Source organism: Erwinia sp. ErVv1, assembly GCF_900068895.1.
Taxonomy (GTDB): domain Bacteria; phylum Pseudomonadota; class Gammaproteobacteria; order Enterobacterales; family Enterobacteriaceae; genus Erwinia.
In genome coordinates, this window is sequence record NZ_CDPK01000005.1 from 321,654 (window position 1) to 336,889 (window position 15,236).

Annotated in this window: 13 protein-coding genes; 9 read left to right on the forward strand and 4 right to left on the reverse strand. The window is 55.5% G+C overall.

The genetic code is table 11. The features are described from left to right. The first annotated feature begins 103 nt into the window (after window positions 1–103). Both A1830_RS10260 and A1830_RS10265 read left to right on the forward strand, forming a co-directional pair. On the forward strand, window positions 104–460 hold the full coding sequence (locus A1830_RS10260; RefSeq protein ID WP_041692050.1) for a nuclear transport factor 2 family protein: 357 nt from the start codon (window positions 104–106) through the stop codon (window positions 458–460). Between the two features lie 429 nt (window positions 461–889). Continuing rightward, window positions 890–1,099: a hypothetical protein gene (locus tag A1830_RS10265; protein ID WP_067705406.1), complete on the forward strand. Its 210-nt coding sequence runs from the start codon at window positions 890–892 to the stop codon at window positions 1,097–1,099. A gap of 84 nt (window positions 1,100–1,183) precedes the next feature. On the opposite strand, the gene A1830_RS23325 is transcribed toward A1830_RS10265, so the two are convergent. The 3 genes from A1830_RS23325 to A1830_RS10280 all read right to left on the reverse strand — a co-directional run bounded on the left by A1830_RS23325 (window position 1,184) and on the right by A1830_RS10280 (window position 3,502). Continuing rightward, window positions 1,184–1,753 carry an RcnB family protein gene (locus A1830_RS23325; RefSeq protein ID WP_067705408.1) on the reverse strand — a complete coding sequence of 190 codons (570 nt, stop codon included), beginning with the start codon at window positions 1,751–1,753 and terminating at the stop codon, window positions 1,184–1,186. 172 nt (window positions 1,754–1,925) lie between these two features. Then, the gene (locus tag A1830_RS10275; protein WP_067705409.1) at window positions 1,926–3,065 is read right to left on the reverse strand and encodes an iron-containing alcohol dehydrogenase; all 1,140 of its coding nucleotides are present in this window, start codon (window positions 3,063–3,065) and stop codon (window positions 1,926–1,928) included. Window positions 3,066–3,103: 38 nt separating this feature from the next. Then, the gene (locus A1830_RS10280) at window positions 3,104–3,502 is read right to left on the reverse strand and encodes a hypothetical protein (RefSeq protein WP_231877604.1); all 399 of its coding nucleotides are present in this window, start codon (window positions 3,500–3,502) and stop codon (window positions 3,104–3,106) included. Window positions 3,503–3,994: 492 nt separating this feature from the next. Between A1830_RS10280 and pqqU the strand changes: the two genes are divergently transcribed. Both pqqU and A1830_RS10290 read left to right on the forward strand, forming a co-directional pair. Then, entirely contained in the window at window positions 3,995–6,151 is a 2,157-nt protein-coding gene (pqqU, locus tag A1830_RS10285; protein WP_369815703.1) for a TonB-dependent receptor PqqU, read from the forward strand. Between the two features lie 149 nt (window positions 6,152–6,300). Further along, complete coding sequence (locus A1830_RS10290; protein ID WP_067705413.1) at window positions 6,301–8,694, forward strand: glucose/quinate/shikimate family membrane-bound PQQ-dependent dehydrogenase; 2,394 nt, start codon at window positions 6,301–6,303, stop codon at window positions 8,692–8,694. Between the two features lie 73 nt (window positions 8,695–8,767). Here A1830_RS10290 and A1830_RS10295 read toward each other — a convergent pair whose 3' ends face one another. Beyond that, window positions 8,768–9,292 carry a P-loop NTPase family protein gene (locus A1830_RS10295; RefSeq protein WP_067705415.1) on the reverse strand — a complete coding sequence of 175 codons (525 nt, stop codon included), beginning with the start codon at window positions 9,290–9,292 and terminating at the stop codon, window positions 8,768–8,770. Window positions 9,293–9,501: 209 nt separating this feature from the next. Between A1830_RS10295 and A1830_RS10300 the strand changes: the two genes are divergently transcribed. The 5 genes from A1830_RS10300 (at window position 9,502) to arnD (ending at window position 15,234) form a co-directional block, all read left to right on the forward strand. After that, entirely contained in the window at window positions 9,502–9,723 is a 222-nt protein-coding gene (locus A1830_RS10300) for a YdgH/BhsA/McbA-like domain containing protein (RefSeq protein ID WP_067705417.1), read from the forward strand. 511 nt (window positions 9,724–10,234) lie between these two features. Beyond that, on the forward strand, window positions 10,235–11,374 hold the full coding sequence (gene arnB / locus A1830_RS10305) for a UDP-4-amino-4-deoxy-L-arabinose aminotransferase (protein ID WP_067705587.1): 1,140 nt from the start codon (window positions 10,235–10,237) through the stop codon (window positions 11,372–11,374). 1 nt (window position 11,375) lies between these two features. After that, the gene (gene arnC / locus A1830_RS10310) at window positions 11,376–12,365 is read left to right on the forward strand and encodes an undecaprenyl-phosphate 4-deoxy-4-formamido-L-arabinose transferase (RefSeq protein WP_067705419.1); all 990 of its coding nucleotides are present in this window, start codon (window positions 11,376–11,378) and stop codon (window positions 12,363–12,365) included. Next, the gene (gene arnA, locus A1830_RS10315) at window positions 12,362–14,344 is read left to right on the forward strand and encodes a bifunctional UDP-4-amino-4-deoxy-L-arabinose formyltransferase/UDP-glucuronic acid oxidase ArnA (protein WP_067705421.1); all 1,983 of its coding nucleotides are present in this window, start codon (window positions 12,362–12,364) and stop codon (window positions 14,342–14,344) included. Before arnC ends, arnA begins: the two co-directional genes overlap by 4 nt. Then, complete coding sequence (arnD, locus tag A1830_RS10320; protein WP_067705423.1) at window positions 14,341–15,234, forward strand: 4-deoxy-4-formamido-L-arabinose-phosphoundecaprenol deformylase; 894 nt, start codon at window positions 14,341–14,343, stop codon at window positions 15,232–15,234. The genes arnA and arnD overlap by 4 nt, the downstream gene beginning before the upstream one ends. Window positions 15,235–15,236 lie beyond the last annotated feature (2 nt).

The following is a 15,236-nucleotide window of genomic DNA, read 5'->3' on the forward strand; positions in this document are numbered from 1 at the left end:
CCTGTGCCAAAAGCGTAGGTTACCCCTCGGGGCCATTAAAGATTAGCCTTGGGATGTTATGATAAATTCCTTCAACTGTCAGGGTTCAATTAGGGTGAGCAGAATGCTCCTGGAAAAGCTAAAAGCACTTGAATGCAGTCTTCACGGTGCCCGGAGGAATGATCGGAAATGGCTTGAACAGATTTTGCATCCGGAATTTCGGGAAATTACACGGTCAGGCGTAATAGTTGACCGCGCGGAGACGATAGCATCTCTGACTGGCGAATTAAGTCCTACGATCATTCTTAGCAGTGATTTCCGGCTGATCAGCATGGGAGAGTACTGCGCCATTCTGCACTACAAGACGTACAATTCGGACGGCAGCCGAGCATCCCTGCGTTCTTCCTGCTGGATGTATTCTGACAGGGAGCGATGGGAGCTGGCATTCCATCAGGGAACACCAGAGGCAGGTGCGGTATAAGTTTGGCAATGACATAGTGAAAAAGCCTACCCAGCCGGTGGGTATCTCTTATAGGCACGAAAAGCCAATGTCCGTCCCTCGCTCAAACCAGACTGTCAGATTTGATAATGTTCTACCTACAAAATCTGTCAGATCAAGTCTGAGCTAAAACCCATTATCCTCGGTCATTCATTCTTGTGTATTCGGCCTCGCTCCTTAATCCTCCTGCGTTATTCCATTTAGCCCGAAATCACTGCACCTTATACCACTTCAGCGTGTTACTCCCCCCGGATGCGCCATGCATAATTCATTATCAGGCCAGGTTGCATATTTTTCATGCAGTTTCTGGAGGTGGCCTCGCAGGAATACGTCGCCTTTTAGCTGACTCGTGTTTGTTGATCGGGTATCGTTTTGTTGAGAATTTGAACATGTCGTTAAAAGGAGAAAACGATGATTGAACGCGTTACGCTGCTGGAAAGTAAGGTGGAAAGGCTGTTGATTGACGTTGCCGTTATCAAGGCCAACTACGCCACACGGGAAGATGTCGAAAGCGTCAGAATAGCGCTCCACTCCTCGCTCTCTACGCTGACTAAATGGCTGGTAGGGGTATTACTGATTGTACCGGGTGTCTGGCTGGGTCTGGCCCGGTGGCTGAACTGAGGGTACCCGTGGCTGAATAATGCCAGAGGGTACATCGTCGTATGAAGCACCTGGCGAAAAGAGGCTTTCACCAGGTGAGTGACATTAGTGGTGGGTGATAACGGAGGTGATAACGCCCGTTGCGACGGCTATCAGCACGTAGTTACCATCGATATTCTGCCAGCGATGACCGGCAGGAGGTGCCTTCAGGCCGCGCTGATGCCAGTCATTGACCTGGTAACCTTCACCCCGGTATTTCTCCGGTAGCGGTCGACCCTGACGGAAGTCGGGCTGTGAATGACGGGGTTGCTGGTGGTGACGCTGCCCCGGTGCGCGATCTGCCTGAGCCATATGCTGCGGCTGCTGGCGTTCGCCACGCTGAGGCTGAGAATGCTGAGCCTGCCCACCGCGCCCGGGCTGTGAGTTCTGCTGTGCCCGATCTCCGCGCCCGGGTTGTGAATTTTGCTGCGCCTGCCCGCCATGCTGCGCTTGCGCATTGTGTTCACCGCCACCCTGCTGGCGTGCGTTGCCATTCTGTTCGCCCTGAGGCGGACGCTTTAGCGGTGACTGCTGCGTGTTACCCTGTCCCGGCTGGGGGCCATCGGCAAACGCGCCGGTGCTGGCTGTCGCAAACAGCAGTGCGCTAAGGGCAATAATGCCTGATTTTTTCATCATGGTTCCCTTCTGGTGTGATTCATTTGCTGACGGACAGGCACAATCTGCGGGCGAAGCCGGCGTATAACAATGTCAATAATCCTAAGCCGGGCGGCCTTAACGTAAAATTTACGCTTAGCTTGCGAAAACCGCCCACTATCCCTGTGCAGCCAAAGGGTTACGCCATCAGTATTTACACCAGGGTAAATGCCGCCTCGAGCATCTGGCGCTGCTGCTCCACGCTGTAATTCACCAGCGAGTTTTTGCTGCCCGAACGGGCCAGGATCCACTGCATCTCATCCTCCGTCAGCGTCGGTGGCTCCTGCCAGAAGGGCATAATGGCATTGTCCTTCAACCACTGGGCCAGCTGCCGTGCAGGCGGGAGCGTAAATCCGGGGAACAGCGCGTCGCCCAGCGCGCTCATCAGTTCCTGCTGCTGGGTGTTTTCACTCCGTTCCAGTATGGTCAGGAAGGGTAGCAGCAGACGGCCACAGACTTCACCGTGGTGGTAGTCTTTGATCGCGCCCAGCTCGCCGGCAATGCCGTGGATAACGCCCAGGCCCGACATGCTGAGACTTAATCCTCCCTGCCATGACGCAAACAGGATCTGCTCACGCGCGCTGTCGCCCAGCGCATCAGTGCGGTTGAGATGGGGCCAGGCGCTAATAAATGCACGCATGCCGTTCAGCGCCGTCAGGCGGGTAAGCATGTTCCCCTTGTTGGAGAAGTAAGCCTCAAACAGATGGGTAAATGCATCAATGGCGCAGCAGGCAAGCACGTGGTCGGGCGCACCGCGCAGCAGGTCAGCATCGAGGATGGCTATTTGTGGCACAAAATTAGCGTGGCGCAGCGAGGCCTTTACCTTAATCTCCGCCTTATCCGTGACGACGGCATTCTGCGTCACTTCGCTACCGGTTCCCGCCGTGGTAGGAATGGCGATCAGCGGCAGCGTGTCACCGCTCACCGGCGTATCGCCCACCTTCTCCAGATAGCGCAGCGTGTTAAGCGGATGCTGGCTCAGCGCAGCAAAGGCTTTTGCCGCATCCAGTACGCTTCCTCCGCCTATCGCCACCACGCGCCGGGCATCGCCGCGCCAGCGGCTTACCCAGGCGTCAATCTCATCCGGAGATGCCTCATGGCTGACAATTTCATGTCCGATAAGGAGCGGTTCCAGCTCAGATTTCAGTGTCTGCCACGCTGTGCCATTCAGAAAAGAGCGTCCGCAGAAGAGTAGCGTGGGCATCGGTGCCGCGCGCAGTATCGGCAGCAGCTGCTGCAGGCTGCCACGACCAAAAAAGGTTTGTCGGTTGTTGATCATCTGGCTGGCGAACATGGGCATTATCCTCAGAGGAAGAGTTAAAAGGGTAAAGGTCAGAGCGCGCGGGCAGGGCAGGACAAAATTATCATCCTGTCCTGTGGCGCGCCGATAACGCTAAAGCGGGTGTCGGAAAGCCTCTGCGCCAGCCAGCCCTCTTTGGTTACCGCCGAGGGAATATACTGGCGTGGATCGCTGCTCTTAAGCGGCCCGCTTTCCAGCGCGAGTTCAGGCTGCGACAGGGTGAGTCTGAACGAGGTGAAGCGATCGGTAACCCTTCCTTCAACGTTGCCTAACGGCGCACCGGCCAGCGTTTCCATTTTCCCGTGGCAGGCCATGCTGTGGTTATCTGAAGAGCAGCCGCTCAGCAGCATCAGCGTAAGGAGAATCCCCCCGCCAATGATACGAGCGGGTGAGCATAACTGCATAAGCCTGTTGGTGGCATTCCTGCGCATAGCCGGTCCTTTTTTGTAGGTGTAAGTTGATTATAGTCGCTACTCCTGTACGGATGAGTCTGAAAAAAACCGCTTATAAATCATGGTTAAACACACCTTATATATTAACTTTCACACCCTTTTTACCATTTTGTGGCTTTTAGTAAATCAAATGGGCGAAAATCATAACAACGATTCGCAAAGTCATTATTGAGTGCTACACTTTTGCCGCCTTTAATACCCCCGTCTCTTATTCGGTGGCCTGATATGCACGCCGCTGCCCCACACTTTGGTGGCCTGAAATGCGTACCGCATGGCCCACTGGACAGGCGCTTTTTTGCTCTTTTTTTATCAGCAAAGCGGGGCAGGCGGGCAAGTTTTCAAACTGCTTGTATACTTTCGCTGCAATGATGCGCACGGGCTTTTCGCGCTGGCGACCGGGCAGGAGAAGGATTTCTGCTGCCGGGCTTCAGGCTGAAAGGGCTAAATGACGGATGACTCTTTAGATATTGAATCGACCCAGTGAAAAACAAAACCTCTGCTTTTCTGCTAACGCCGCTACTCTGCCTGCCCGCTTTTGCAGCCAGCTCTGCGCCGAACTCATCCGCTCAGGCATCGGCTGCGGCGGAGGGATCCCTTATCGTCATTCGTCAGCGCAGTGGGGTATCCGAACTGGATACGCCGGCTGCGGTCAGCGTGTTGAACGGCCAGGATCTGCGTAGCAATAATGCTCAGGTCAACCTTTCCGAAGGTCTGGGGAGCGTACCCGGTCTGCAAATCCAGAACCGCCAGAATTATGCGCAGGATTTACAGCTGTCGATACGTGGCTTTGGCAGCCGCTCCATGTATGGCGTACGGGGCGTGCGGGTTTACGTCGATGGTATTCCAGCCACGATGCCCGATGGGCAGGGGCAAACCTCGAATATTGATATCAATTCAATTGAGCGTGTAGAAGTGCTGCGAGGCCCCTGGTCAGCGCTCTATGGCAACGCTTCCGGAGGCGTGGTCAACATCGATACCGAAACCGGCAGCCAGCCAGCCACCCTTACCGCCGGGACATACTTTGGCAGCTACGGCAGCTGGCGAAACAGCGTCAAAGCCAGCGGCGCAACGGGGGATGGCACGCACGTCGGCGACGTGAACTACACCCTTTCAGCTTCGCGCTTTACTACTCACGGCTATCGCGATCATAGCGGAACGCAAAAAAGTCTCGGTAACGGTAAATTTGGCGTGCGCCTGGATGAAGCCAGCACGCTGACGCTGATGTTTAACACCGTCTCCGTGGACGCCAACGACCCCGGTGGACTGACGAAAGCGGAATGGCAAAATAATCCCCGTCAGTCTCCTCGCGGCGATAGTTTTAATACGCGCAAAAGTCTCGATCAGACCCAGGTGGGCCTGCGCTACCAGCGTGAACTGACGGATAATGACCAGTTAACCCTGACCACCTGGCACGGTGAGCGGCACACCACCCAGTATCAATCTATCCCGCTGGCACCTCAGCTAAAGCCCGCCTATCCCGGCGGCGTGATTGTGCTGGAGCGGAAATATTCCGGCATTGATACCCGTATCAGGCATGACGACCAGATAGGTACCGTGCCGTTCTCGCTTACTGGCGGTCTGGACTATGAAACCATGACCGAACGCCGCCAGGGTTTTGAAAACTATCAGCTTGTTAACGGCGTGCCGGCGTTTGGCGAGAAGGGCCGCCAGCGGCGCAATGAAAGGAACCAGATGTGGAATCTGGACCCCTATCTGCAAACGCACTGGGCGCTAACGCAGAAGTGGGCACTGGACGCGGGCGTGCGCTACAGTACGGTGAGCTTTGACTCACAAGATTATTACGTGACCACCGGGAACGGCGATGACAGCGGCAGCAAACGCTACCATAAATTGTTGCCGATGGGATCGCTGAACTATGCGCTGACAGACGCATGGAACCTCTACTTCTCCGCCGGACGCGGCTTTGAAACGCCCACCATTAATGAGCTCTCCTACCGCTCCGTTGATGGCAGTCAAACCGGACTTAATCTGGGGCTAAAACCTGCGACCAGCGACACGTTCGAGCTGGGAAGCAAAACCCGCCTCGGCTATGGACTCCTGACCGCCGCGATTTTCCAGACCAACACCGACAATGAGCTGGTGGTGGCGGACAGCAGCAACGGGCGTTCGGTCTATAAAAATGCCGGTAAGACGCGTCGGCGGGGTATTGAAACCTCGTTTGATCAGCAGTTCGCTGAAAACTGGCAGATGAAAGCGGCCTGGACGTATCTTGATGCCACCTACCGCAATGAGTCCTGCGACGACAGTGGTAATTGCACACCCGCTGGTAATCGCCTGCCGGGTATTGCGCGTAATATGGGATACGCCTCGCTGGCCTGGGCACCGGAGCAGGGCTGGCACGCGGGCGCGGATATCCGCTATCTCAGCAGCATTCAGGCCGATGATGAAAATGATGCTAAGGCGCCCTCCTGGACGGTGGTCAGCCTGAATACCGGCTATCGCTTCAACTGGGACAAGTGGTCGCTCGATCTGTTTAGCCGCGTCGATAACCTCTTCGACAGGGCGTACGTGGGCTCGGTTATTGTCAATGAGGGCAATGGCCGCTTTTACGAACCCGCACCGGGCCGAAATTATGGTGGAGGAGCAACCCTCACCTATGCTTTTTAATCAGATATCCACAACAGTCTGCCACTCTGGCGTAGGCCAGCGGGCAGGGTAAAAACACCGGCATGGATAAGCAGTAAGAAACCGGGTGTTTTAAGCGGTTAAGATCCCGATCTAAATCGAAGACGTTAAATATTGGTAAGGTTCATACTATGCAAACTAAAGCACCGTTATCACGGAACCTCGTGATCCTCACGGCTGTGTTTGCCGCCCTCAGCGGGTTATACCTGCTGATTGGCGGTATCTGGCTGGCTAAGCTGGGTGGTTCAGTCTATTACATCATCGCTGGTGTGGTAGAACTGGCTGTCGCCTGGCTGCTGTTCCGTCGCCGCTCATCAGCACTGTTGCTGTATGCGGTGTTCCTGCTCGCGACCCTTGTCTGGTCGCTCTGGGAAGTCGGGACCGACTTCTGGGCCCTGACGCCACGTCTGGACGTCACCTTCTTCCTCGGCCTGTGGATGGTTCTGCCATTCATTTACCGCGGCCTGAGCACGGGGCGGTTTGCACGCGGTGCGCTGGGCGTAGTGCTGTTGGTCACGGTGATTGCCCTGGGCTGGTCGGTCTTTAACGACCCGCAGGAAATTAACGGTTCGCTTAGCCCGGCACAGGCGGCGAACGTGGAGAAATCCGCTGACGGCGTTGCAGCCGGTGACTGGCCAGCCTATGGCCGTACCCAGGCGGGAACGCGCTACTCACCGTTAACGCAGATTAACGATAAGAACGTGGGTCAGCTCAAAGAAGCCTGGACTTTCCGTACCGGTGATATGAAGCGCCCAACCGATCCGGGTGAGCTGACGGATGAAGTGACGCCAATCAAAATTGGTGATTCGCTCTATCTCTGTACCCCGCACCAGATCCTGTTTGCACTGGATGCGGCTACCGGTAAAGAGAAATGGAAATTTGATCCACAGCTGAAAACCGATCCCTCTTTCCAGCACGTGACCTGCCGTGGTGTCTCTTATCATGAGACGCCTGACGCTGCTGCAACGCCTGCGGGCGGTAAGCCTGCTCTGTGCTCACGCCGCATTATCCTGCCGGTGAACGATGGACATCTGTATGCGCTGGATGCTGAAACCGGTGCGCTCTGCCCGGGCTTCGGCGACAACGGTAAACTGAACCTGCAGCAGAATATGCCTTTTGCACGCGCGGGGGCCTATGAGCCGACTTCACCTCCCGTCATTACCGATAAAACTATCGTTATTGCCGGTGCGGTAACCGATAACTACTCGACCAAAGAGCCATCCGGGGTCATCCGTGGTTTTGATGTGAACAGCGGTAAGCTGCTGTGGGCATTTGATACCGGCGCGAAAGACCCTAACATCCTGCCGCAGGGCGAGCAGAACTACGTTGCCAACTCGCCTAACTCCTGGGCACCTGCCGCCTATGACGCGAAGCTGGATCTGGTGTATCTGCCTATCGGCGTTGCTACGCCAGATATCTGGGGCGGCAACCGTACGCCAGAAATGGAACGCTTTGCCAGCGGCCTGCTGGCACTGAATGCCACCACCGGCAAACTGGCCTGGTTCTACCAGACCGTTCACCACGATCTGTGGGATATGGATGTACCGGCACAGCCAACTCTGGCCGATATCAATGACAAAGACGGCAATAAAGTCCCAGTCGTTTATGTTCCGGCCAAAACCGGTAATATCTTCGTGCTGGATCGCCGTAACGGTAAGCTGGTTGTGCCTGCGCCAGAAACGCCGGTTCCACAGGGCGCCGCTAAAGGTGACCATGTTTCCCCAACTCAGCCTTATTCAGAGCTGACCTACCGTCCGAAGAAAAACCTGACCGGTGCGGATATGTGGGGGGCAACAATTTATGACCAGCTGATCTGCCGCGTGATGTTCCACCAGCTGCGTTATGACGGCCCGTTCACTCCGCCATCCGAGCAGGGCACCCTGGTATTTCCGGGTAACCTGGGCATGTTTGAATGGGGCGGTATTTCTGTTGATACCGACCGTCAGATCGCCGTGACTAACCCAATGGCGCTGCCGTTTGTTTCCCGTCTGATCCCGCGTGGGCCAAATAACCCACTGTGGCCAGGCGAGAAAGATAAAGGCGGTAGCGGCACTGAAACGGGCGTACAGCCTCAGTACGGCGTACCGTTTGGCGTGACGCTGAATCCGTTCCTGTCACCGCTTGGCTTCCCCTGCAAGCAGCCGGCATGGGGCTATATCTCCGCCGTTGATCTGAAAACAAATGATATCGTGTGGAAAAAACGCATCGGTACCGTGCGTGACAGCTCGCCGGTTCCTCTGCCGTTTAAGATGGGTATGCCAATGTTGGGTGCGCCAATCTCGACTGCCGGTAACGTGATGTTTATCGGGGCAACGGCAGATAACTACCTGCGTGCGTTTAACGTCACCAACGGTAAGCCGCTGTGGGAAGCTCGCCTGCCAGCGGGCGGTCAGGCCACGCCAATGACTTATGAAGTGAATGGCAAACAGTATGTGCTGATCGCTGCCGGTGGCCATGGCTCATTCGGCACTAAGCTGGGCGACTATATTGTGGCCTATGCACTGCCGGACGACGCTAAGAAGTAACGCCTGGCGCCGGCTCCTGCCCGGCGTCAAACGATAAAAAAAGGGCAGCCCATGGGCTGCCCTTTTTGTTTTTTTATCCGGTATTAAGACCCCATTCCATATACAGCCGCTCGATCTCTTTGACCGATCCTGCCCGTACCCTGGGTAATCTCAACTGTTCAAACAGGGCGGCATTACGTTTCCGTCCCCCGGGGGTGACAAAGAGAATGTGGTGGAGCATTTCCCAGCTCAACCGATCCTGCCCATCCATTCCGCCATAGCGCCCGGGCTGCCATAACGTTCTTCGGATATAGCGCAGCAGGCTGGAAGCCGTTGAAATATCGAGCAGAATCACGCCGGTTGCCCGCTCAAGGCGCTGTGGAAGACAGCGTGAATAGTTTCCTTCCATTATCCAGCTTTCTTGTGCAATGGCTTTCTCATGAAGGGCCAGGAATTCGTCAGCAGGGCGGGGATACCAGCTGGACTGTGGGTAGTGGTGATAAAGCCGGTCGAGATGAATAATCGGTAGTTCGCACTTTCGGGCGATGGCCGTTGCAAGTGTGGATTTCCCGCTATTTGAAGGACCGAGAATGCAAATCCGCGGGCCTAATGCGTTCATATTCTTCCCGGAAGAGAGAGTGCAGCGGGCCACTATAGCCTGGCGAGCAGCCGCCCGGGAATCGGGTACTACTGTCCATCGGACCGTTGGTGGACAAAATGTGATCTGGATCGCACAAATGGTTAAGATGCTAATAGTTAGCAGGCTTATTATAAACACATCCAAGGCGAGCTGCCTTGTCCCAAACATCTCAAAGAAGGAATTTGACCATGAAAACCATCAAAACACTGAGTATTGCCGCCGTTGCCGCGCTCTCTATGATCTCTTTCGGTAGCTTTGCTGCCCAGAGCATTTCGGCTCACGGCAGTACGCTGGACAGCGCTCAGGCGCACATCGCCGCCCAGGCTAAAGCGGCCGGTGCCTCCAGCTATAAAATCACCAGCGCCCGTGCCGAAGATGGCGTCTATATGACCGCCGAAATCTATAAATAAACCCGGGACGTACCGTAGCAAATCAGAACAGGCTGCCATCAGGCAGCCTTTTTTATTGGGTTCTTGTCCCGGGCAGGGCAAAACGCCGCGCTGAGCGCGCCTGAGTCGTTTTGGACACTGTCATAAATATGAAACTTTGCTTAAGTTTCAATCTTCCCCCCATTTTTCAGTTCCACCCCCTCGCAAACATCCTCTAAGAGTAAACCGATTCTAAATCATCTTTAGATAATTTCCGGTTCGACCGCATTTATCGGGAGTTCTTAATTTTCAACTAAGAATTGTTGTTTATCGTTCATTAAGCATTGAAATTTGGCCTTTTTGCTCATGCGATAATGCCGCCGCTGAAAAGTTAGCCATTTATGACCTGCGCGGAGAAAGAGAGTTACCGATGAGAAAATTCACAGCAAATTATATGTGATGGTTAAATTTCAACGCATAACAGTTGCCAGTGGACTGGAAATAGCACACTCTGCTAAAGTTTATTTTGGTTACAATTAAGGAAATTTTAATGATGTCGGATTTTCTTCCTTTTTCGCGCCCCGCAATGGGGGAAGCTGAGCTGGCAGCGGTCAGGGACGTGATGAATTCCGGCTGGATCACTACCGGGCCTAAAAATCAGCTGCTCGAAGAGGCTTTTTGCCAGTTAACGGGTAACCAGCATGCGATTGCCGTCAGTTCGGCAACGGCAGGCATGCATGTGACGCTGATGGCGCTGGGCATCGGTCCCGGGGACGAAGTTATCACCCCTTCACTGACCTGGGTTTCCACCCTGAATATGATTGCGCTACTGGGCGCAGAGCCGGTCATGATTGATGTCGATCGTGACACGCTGATGGTGACCCCTGAGCTTATTGAAGCCGCGATTACGCCGCGTACTAAAGCCATTGTGCCCGTACACTATGCAGGCGCTCCGGCGGATATTGATGCCATTCACGCATTGGGTAAGCGCTACGGCATTCCGGTCATTGACGACGCCGCGCATGCGGCCGGAACCGGATACAAAGGCCGCCACGTGGGGGCAACCGGCACGGCTATTTTCTCCTTCCACGCCATTAAAAACATGAGCTGTGCGGAAGGCGGCCTGGTGGTAACCGATGATGAAACCCTGGCGAGCCGTATCCGCAGCCTGAAGTTCCACGGTCTGGGTGTCGATGCCTTTGATCGTCAGACCCACGGCCGCGCGCCCCAGGCTGAAGTTATTGCGCCCGGCTATAAATATAATCTGCCCGACATCAGCGCCGCTATTGCGCTGGTGCAGCTGGATAAACTTCCCGAACTGAACGCCCGGCGTGCGGAGATTGCCGCCCGCTACCTGAAGGAGCTGGCGGATACGCCGTTTTTACCGCTGTCCGTGCCGGAGTGGGCCCATCAGCACGCCTGGCACCTGTTTATTATCCGCGTTGATCCTGAGCGCTGCGGGCTGTCCCGTGACGAACTGATGCAGGCCCTGAAGGATCGTAATATTGGCAGCGGCCTGCATTTCCGTGCGGCGCACACGCAGAAATATTACCGTGAACGCTTTCCCGACTTAACCCTGCCTGAAACCGAATGGAACTCCGATCGCATCTGTTCGATACCGCTGTTTCCAGGTATGACCGACGGCGATGTCAGCCGCGTCATTACCGCCCTGCGCGATATTGCCGAGAGATAACATGACGCCCGAACAACCTATCAATAAAGTTTCTATTGTCATTCCCGTTTATAACGAGCAGGAGAGCCTGCCCGAACTGCTCCGCCGCACGACAGCGGCCTGCGACCAGCTGCCGATGGACTATGAAATCCTGCTGGTCGATGATGGCAGCAGCGATAACTCTGCCGAGATGCTGGCGAGTGCCGCGTCCGAAGAGGGCAGTCATATCGTTGCGGTATTGCTTAATCGTAATTATGGCCAGCATTCGGCCATTATGGCTGGCTTCAGCCACGTCAGCGGCGACCTTATCATCACCCTTGATGCGGATTTACAGAACCCACCTGAAGAGATCCCGAGACTGGTTGCGGTGGCTGCCGAGGGGTATGACGTGGTGGGGACCGTGCGGCAAAATCGCCAGGATAGCTGGTTCCGCAAGCGCGCCTCGCTCCTGATCAATCATCTGATCCAGCGCACCACCGGTAAAGCGATGGGCGATTATGGTTGTATGCTGCGCGCCTATCGCCGCCATATTATTGACGCCATGCTGCACTGCCATGAGCGCAGCACCTTTATCCCTATTCTGGCCAATACCTTTGCCCGCCGGGCCATTGAGATCCCGGTTCATCACGCCGAGCGCGAATTTGGTGATTCCAAATACAGCCTGATGCGCCTGATCAATCTGATGTATGACCTGGTGACCTGCCTGACCACCACGCCGCTGCGTATGCTCAGCGTGGTCGGTAGCCTGATTGCCCTGGCCGGGTTCGCCTTCTCACTGTTTTTGATCGTCGCGCGCCTGTTTTTCGGTTCGCACTGGGCTGGCGACGGCATGTTTGTCCTGTTCGCCGTGCTGTTTATTTTCATCGGCGCACAGTTTGTCGGAATGGGTCTGCTCGGAGAGTATATTGGCCGCATTTATAACGACGTCCGTGCCCGCCCGCGCTACTTCATCCAGCGCGTTGTCAACTCATCCGTTTCTGTTTCCGAATCCTCAGAGGATAACAAAGAATGAAAGCTGTTGTTTTTGCCTACCACGATATGGGATGCGTCGGCATCAATGCGCTGGTTGAGGCCGGCTATCAGATTGAAGCCATCTTTACCCATCCTGATTCCGCCAATGAAAACCACTTTTTCGGTTCGGTCGCGCGTGCGGCAGCGGAGCTGGGTATCCCGGTTTTTGCGCCGGAAGACGTTAATCACCCATTATGGGTTGACCGCATTCAACTGATGGCACCGGACGCTATCTTCTCGTTTTATTACCGTAATCTGCTGAGTGACAAGATTCTGGACTGTGCTCAGCATGGCGCATTTAACCTGCATGGTTCTCTGCTGCCGAAATATCGTGGCCGCGCGCCGCTGAACTGGGCGCTGGTCAATGGCGAAACCGAAACCGGCGTTACCCTGCACCGTATGGTCGCCCGCGCGGATGCCGGTGAGATTATGGCGCAGCAGAAAGTGGCGATCGCGCCAGAAGATAACGCGTTAACCCTGCACCGTAAGCTGACCAGCGCGGCCACTGAGCTGCTTACCGACGCGCTGCCCGCGCTCAAACTGGGCAAACTTCAGGGATGGGCGCAGGATGAAAGCCAGGCAACAACGGTTAGACGCCGGTCGCCGGAGGATGGCTGTATCGACTGGTCGCTGCCCGCAGAGAAGGTCAACAACCTGGTGCGTGCGGTTACCGATCCCTGGCCTGGCGCGTATGGCTACGTTGGCTCGGCAAAATTCATCGTCTGGAAAGGGAAGGTTCATCATGACCTGCCTGCGGCCAAAGCCGGTACGGTACTGTCGGTCGCACCATTAATCATTGCCTGCGGTGAGGGTGCGCTGGAAGTGATGACGGGGCAGAGCGAAAACGGCGTGTATATGCAGGGTTCACAGCTCGCGCAAACGCTGGGCCTGGTTAGCGGTGCGCTACTGCACAACCAGCCGGTATCGGCAGTTAAGCGCCGTACCCGGGTACTGATCCTGGGCGTTAACGGATTTATCGGTAACCACCTGACCGAGCGACTGCTACAGGATGATAACTTCGATATCTTCGGTCTGGATATCGGTTCAGACGCTATCAGCCGCTTTGTTGGCCATCCGCGCTTTCAGTTTGTTGAAGGGGATATCAGCATCCACTCGGAGTGGATTGAATATCACATTAAAAAATGTGACGTCATTCTGCCGCTGGTGGCCATTGCCACGCCAATTGAGTACACGCGCAATCCACTGCGGGTGTTTGAGCTGGACTTTGAAGAAAACCTGAAAATTATCCGCGACTGCGTGAAATATAAAAAGCGTATTATTTTCCCGTCGACTTCCGAAGTGTACGGCATGTGTACCGATCCTAATTTCGATGAAGACAGCTCAAATCTGGTGGTCGGTCCGATCAACAAACAGCGCTGGATTTACTCGGTCTCCAAACAGCTGCTTGACCGGGTGATCTGGGCCTACGGCGATAAAGAAGGCCTGCGGTTTACGCTGTTCCGCCCGTTCAACTGGATGGGGCCGCGTCTCGATAACCTTAACGCCGCGCGTATTGGCAGCTCCCGTGCGATTACCCAGCTAATCCTGAATCTGGTTGAAGGGTCGCCCATTAAACTGATGGACGGCGGGCGGCAGAAGCGCTGCTTTACCGATATCAGCGACGGGGTAGAGGCGCTGTTCCGTATTATTGAAAACAAAAACAATAACTGCGACGGCCAAATTATTAATATCGGTAACCCGGACAACGAGGCGAGCATCAAAGAGCTGGCACAGCAGCTGCTGGAGAGCTTTGATCGCCATCCGCTCCGCAGCCATTTCCCTCCTTTTGCCGGCTTCCGCGACGTTGAAAGCAGCAGCTATTACGGCAAGGGCTATCAGGACGTGGTGCATCGTAAGCCCGCCATCCGCAACGCCCGCCGCCTGATTAACTGGACGCCGGAAGTGAAGATGGAAAAAACCATCGATGCTACGCTCGATTTCTTCCTGCGCACGGTTGACGGCGTGGATACGGAGAAATGAAAAAAGTCGGCCTCCGTATAGATGTCGATACCTGGCGGGGAACGCGTGACGGCGTCCCCCGGCTGCTGGAAACGCTCAGTTTACATCGCACTCAGGCCACCTTTTTCTTCAGCGTAGGGCCGGATAACATGGGGCGCCACCTGTGGCGCCTGATGAAGCCGAAATTCCTGTGGAAGATGCTGCGCTCGGGCGCGGCCTCGCTGTATGGCTGGGATATTTTGCTGGCCGGTACGGCCTGGCCCGGGCGCAACATTGCTAAGGGCCTGTCAGAAACGATCGCCGCCGCAACCGAACATCATGAAGTCGGTCTGCATGCATGGGATCACTTCGCCTGGCAGACCTGGGCAGGCGTATGGCCTGAGGAGACGCTAACAAAGCAGATCCGCCGGGGGCGCGATGCGCTGCAAAACGTGACCGGGCAGCCGGTGACCTGCTCAGCGGCCGCGGGCTGGCGGGCAGATGGTCGGGTGATTCACGCAAAGGAGTCTTTCGGCTTTCACTATAACAGCGACTGCCGGGGGACGACGCCTTTCCTGCCCCTATTGCCGAATGGCGCACTGGGTACGGTGCAGATCCCCGTTACGCTGCCCACCTGGGATGAGGTCGTCGGTTCGGTTGTCAGTAAAGAGGCGTACAACGCCTTTATCCTGGAGAAAATTCACCAGGATAAAGGTACGCCCGTTTACACCATCCACGCTGAAGTTGAAGGTATCGCCATGAGCAGCCAGTTTGACGAACTGCTGCGGCTGGCCGCAGAGCAGGGCATTCAGTTCTGCCCGCTTGGTGACCTGTTGCCTGAGGACCTGTCTGGCCTGCCGACGGGAAAAGTTGTCCGGGGAACCCTTCCCGGGCGTGAGGGATGGCTGGGATACCAGCAACTATCTGAGTAAGC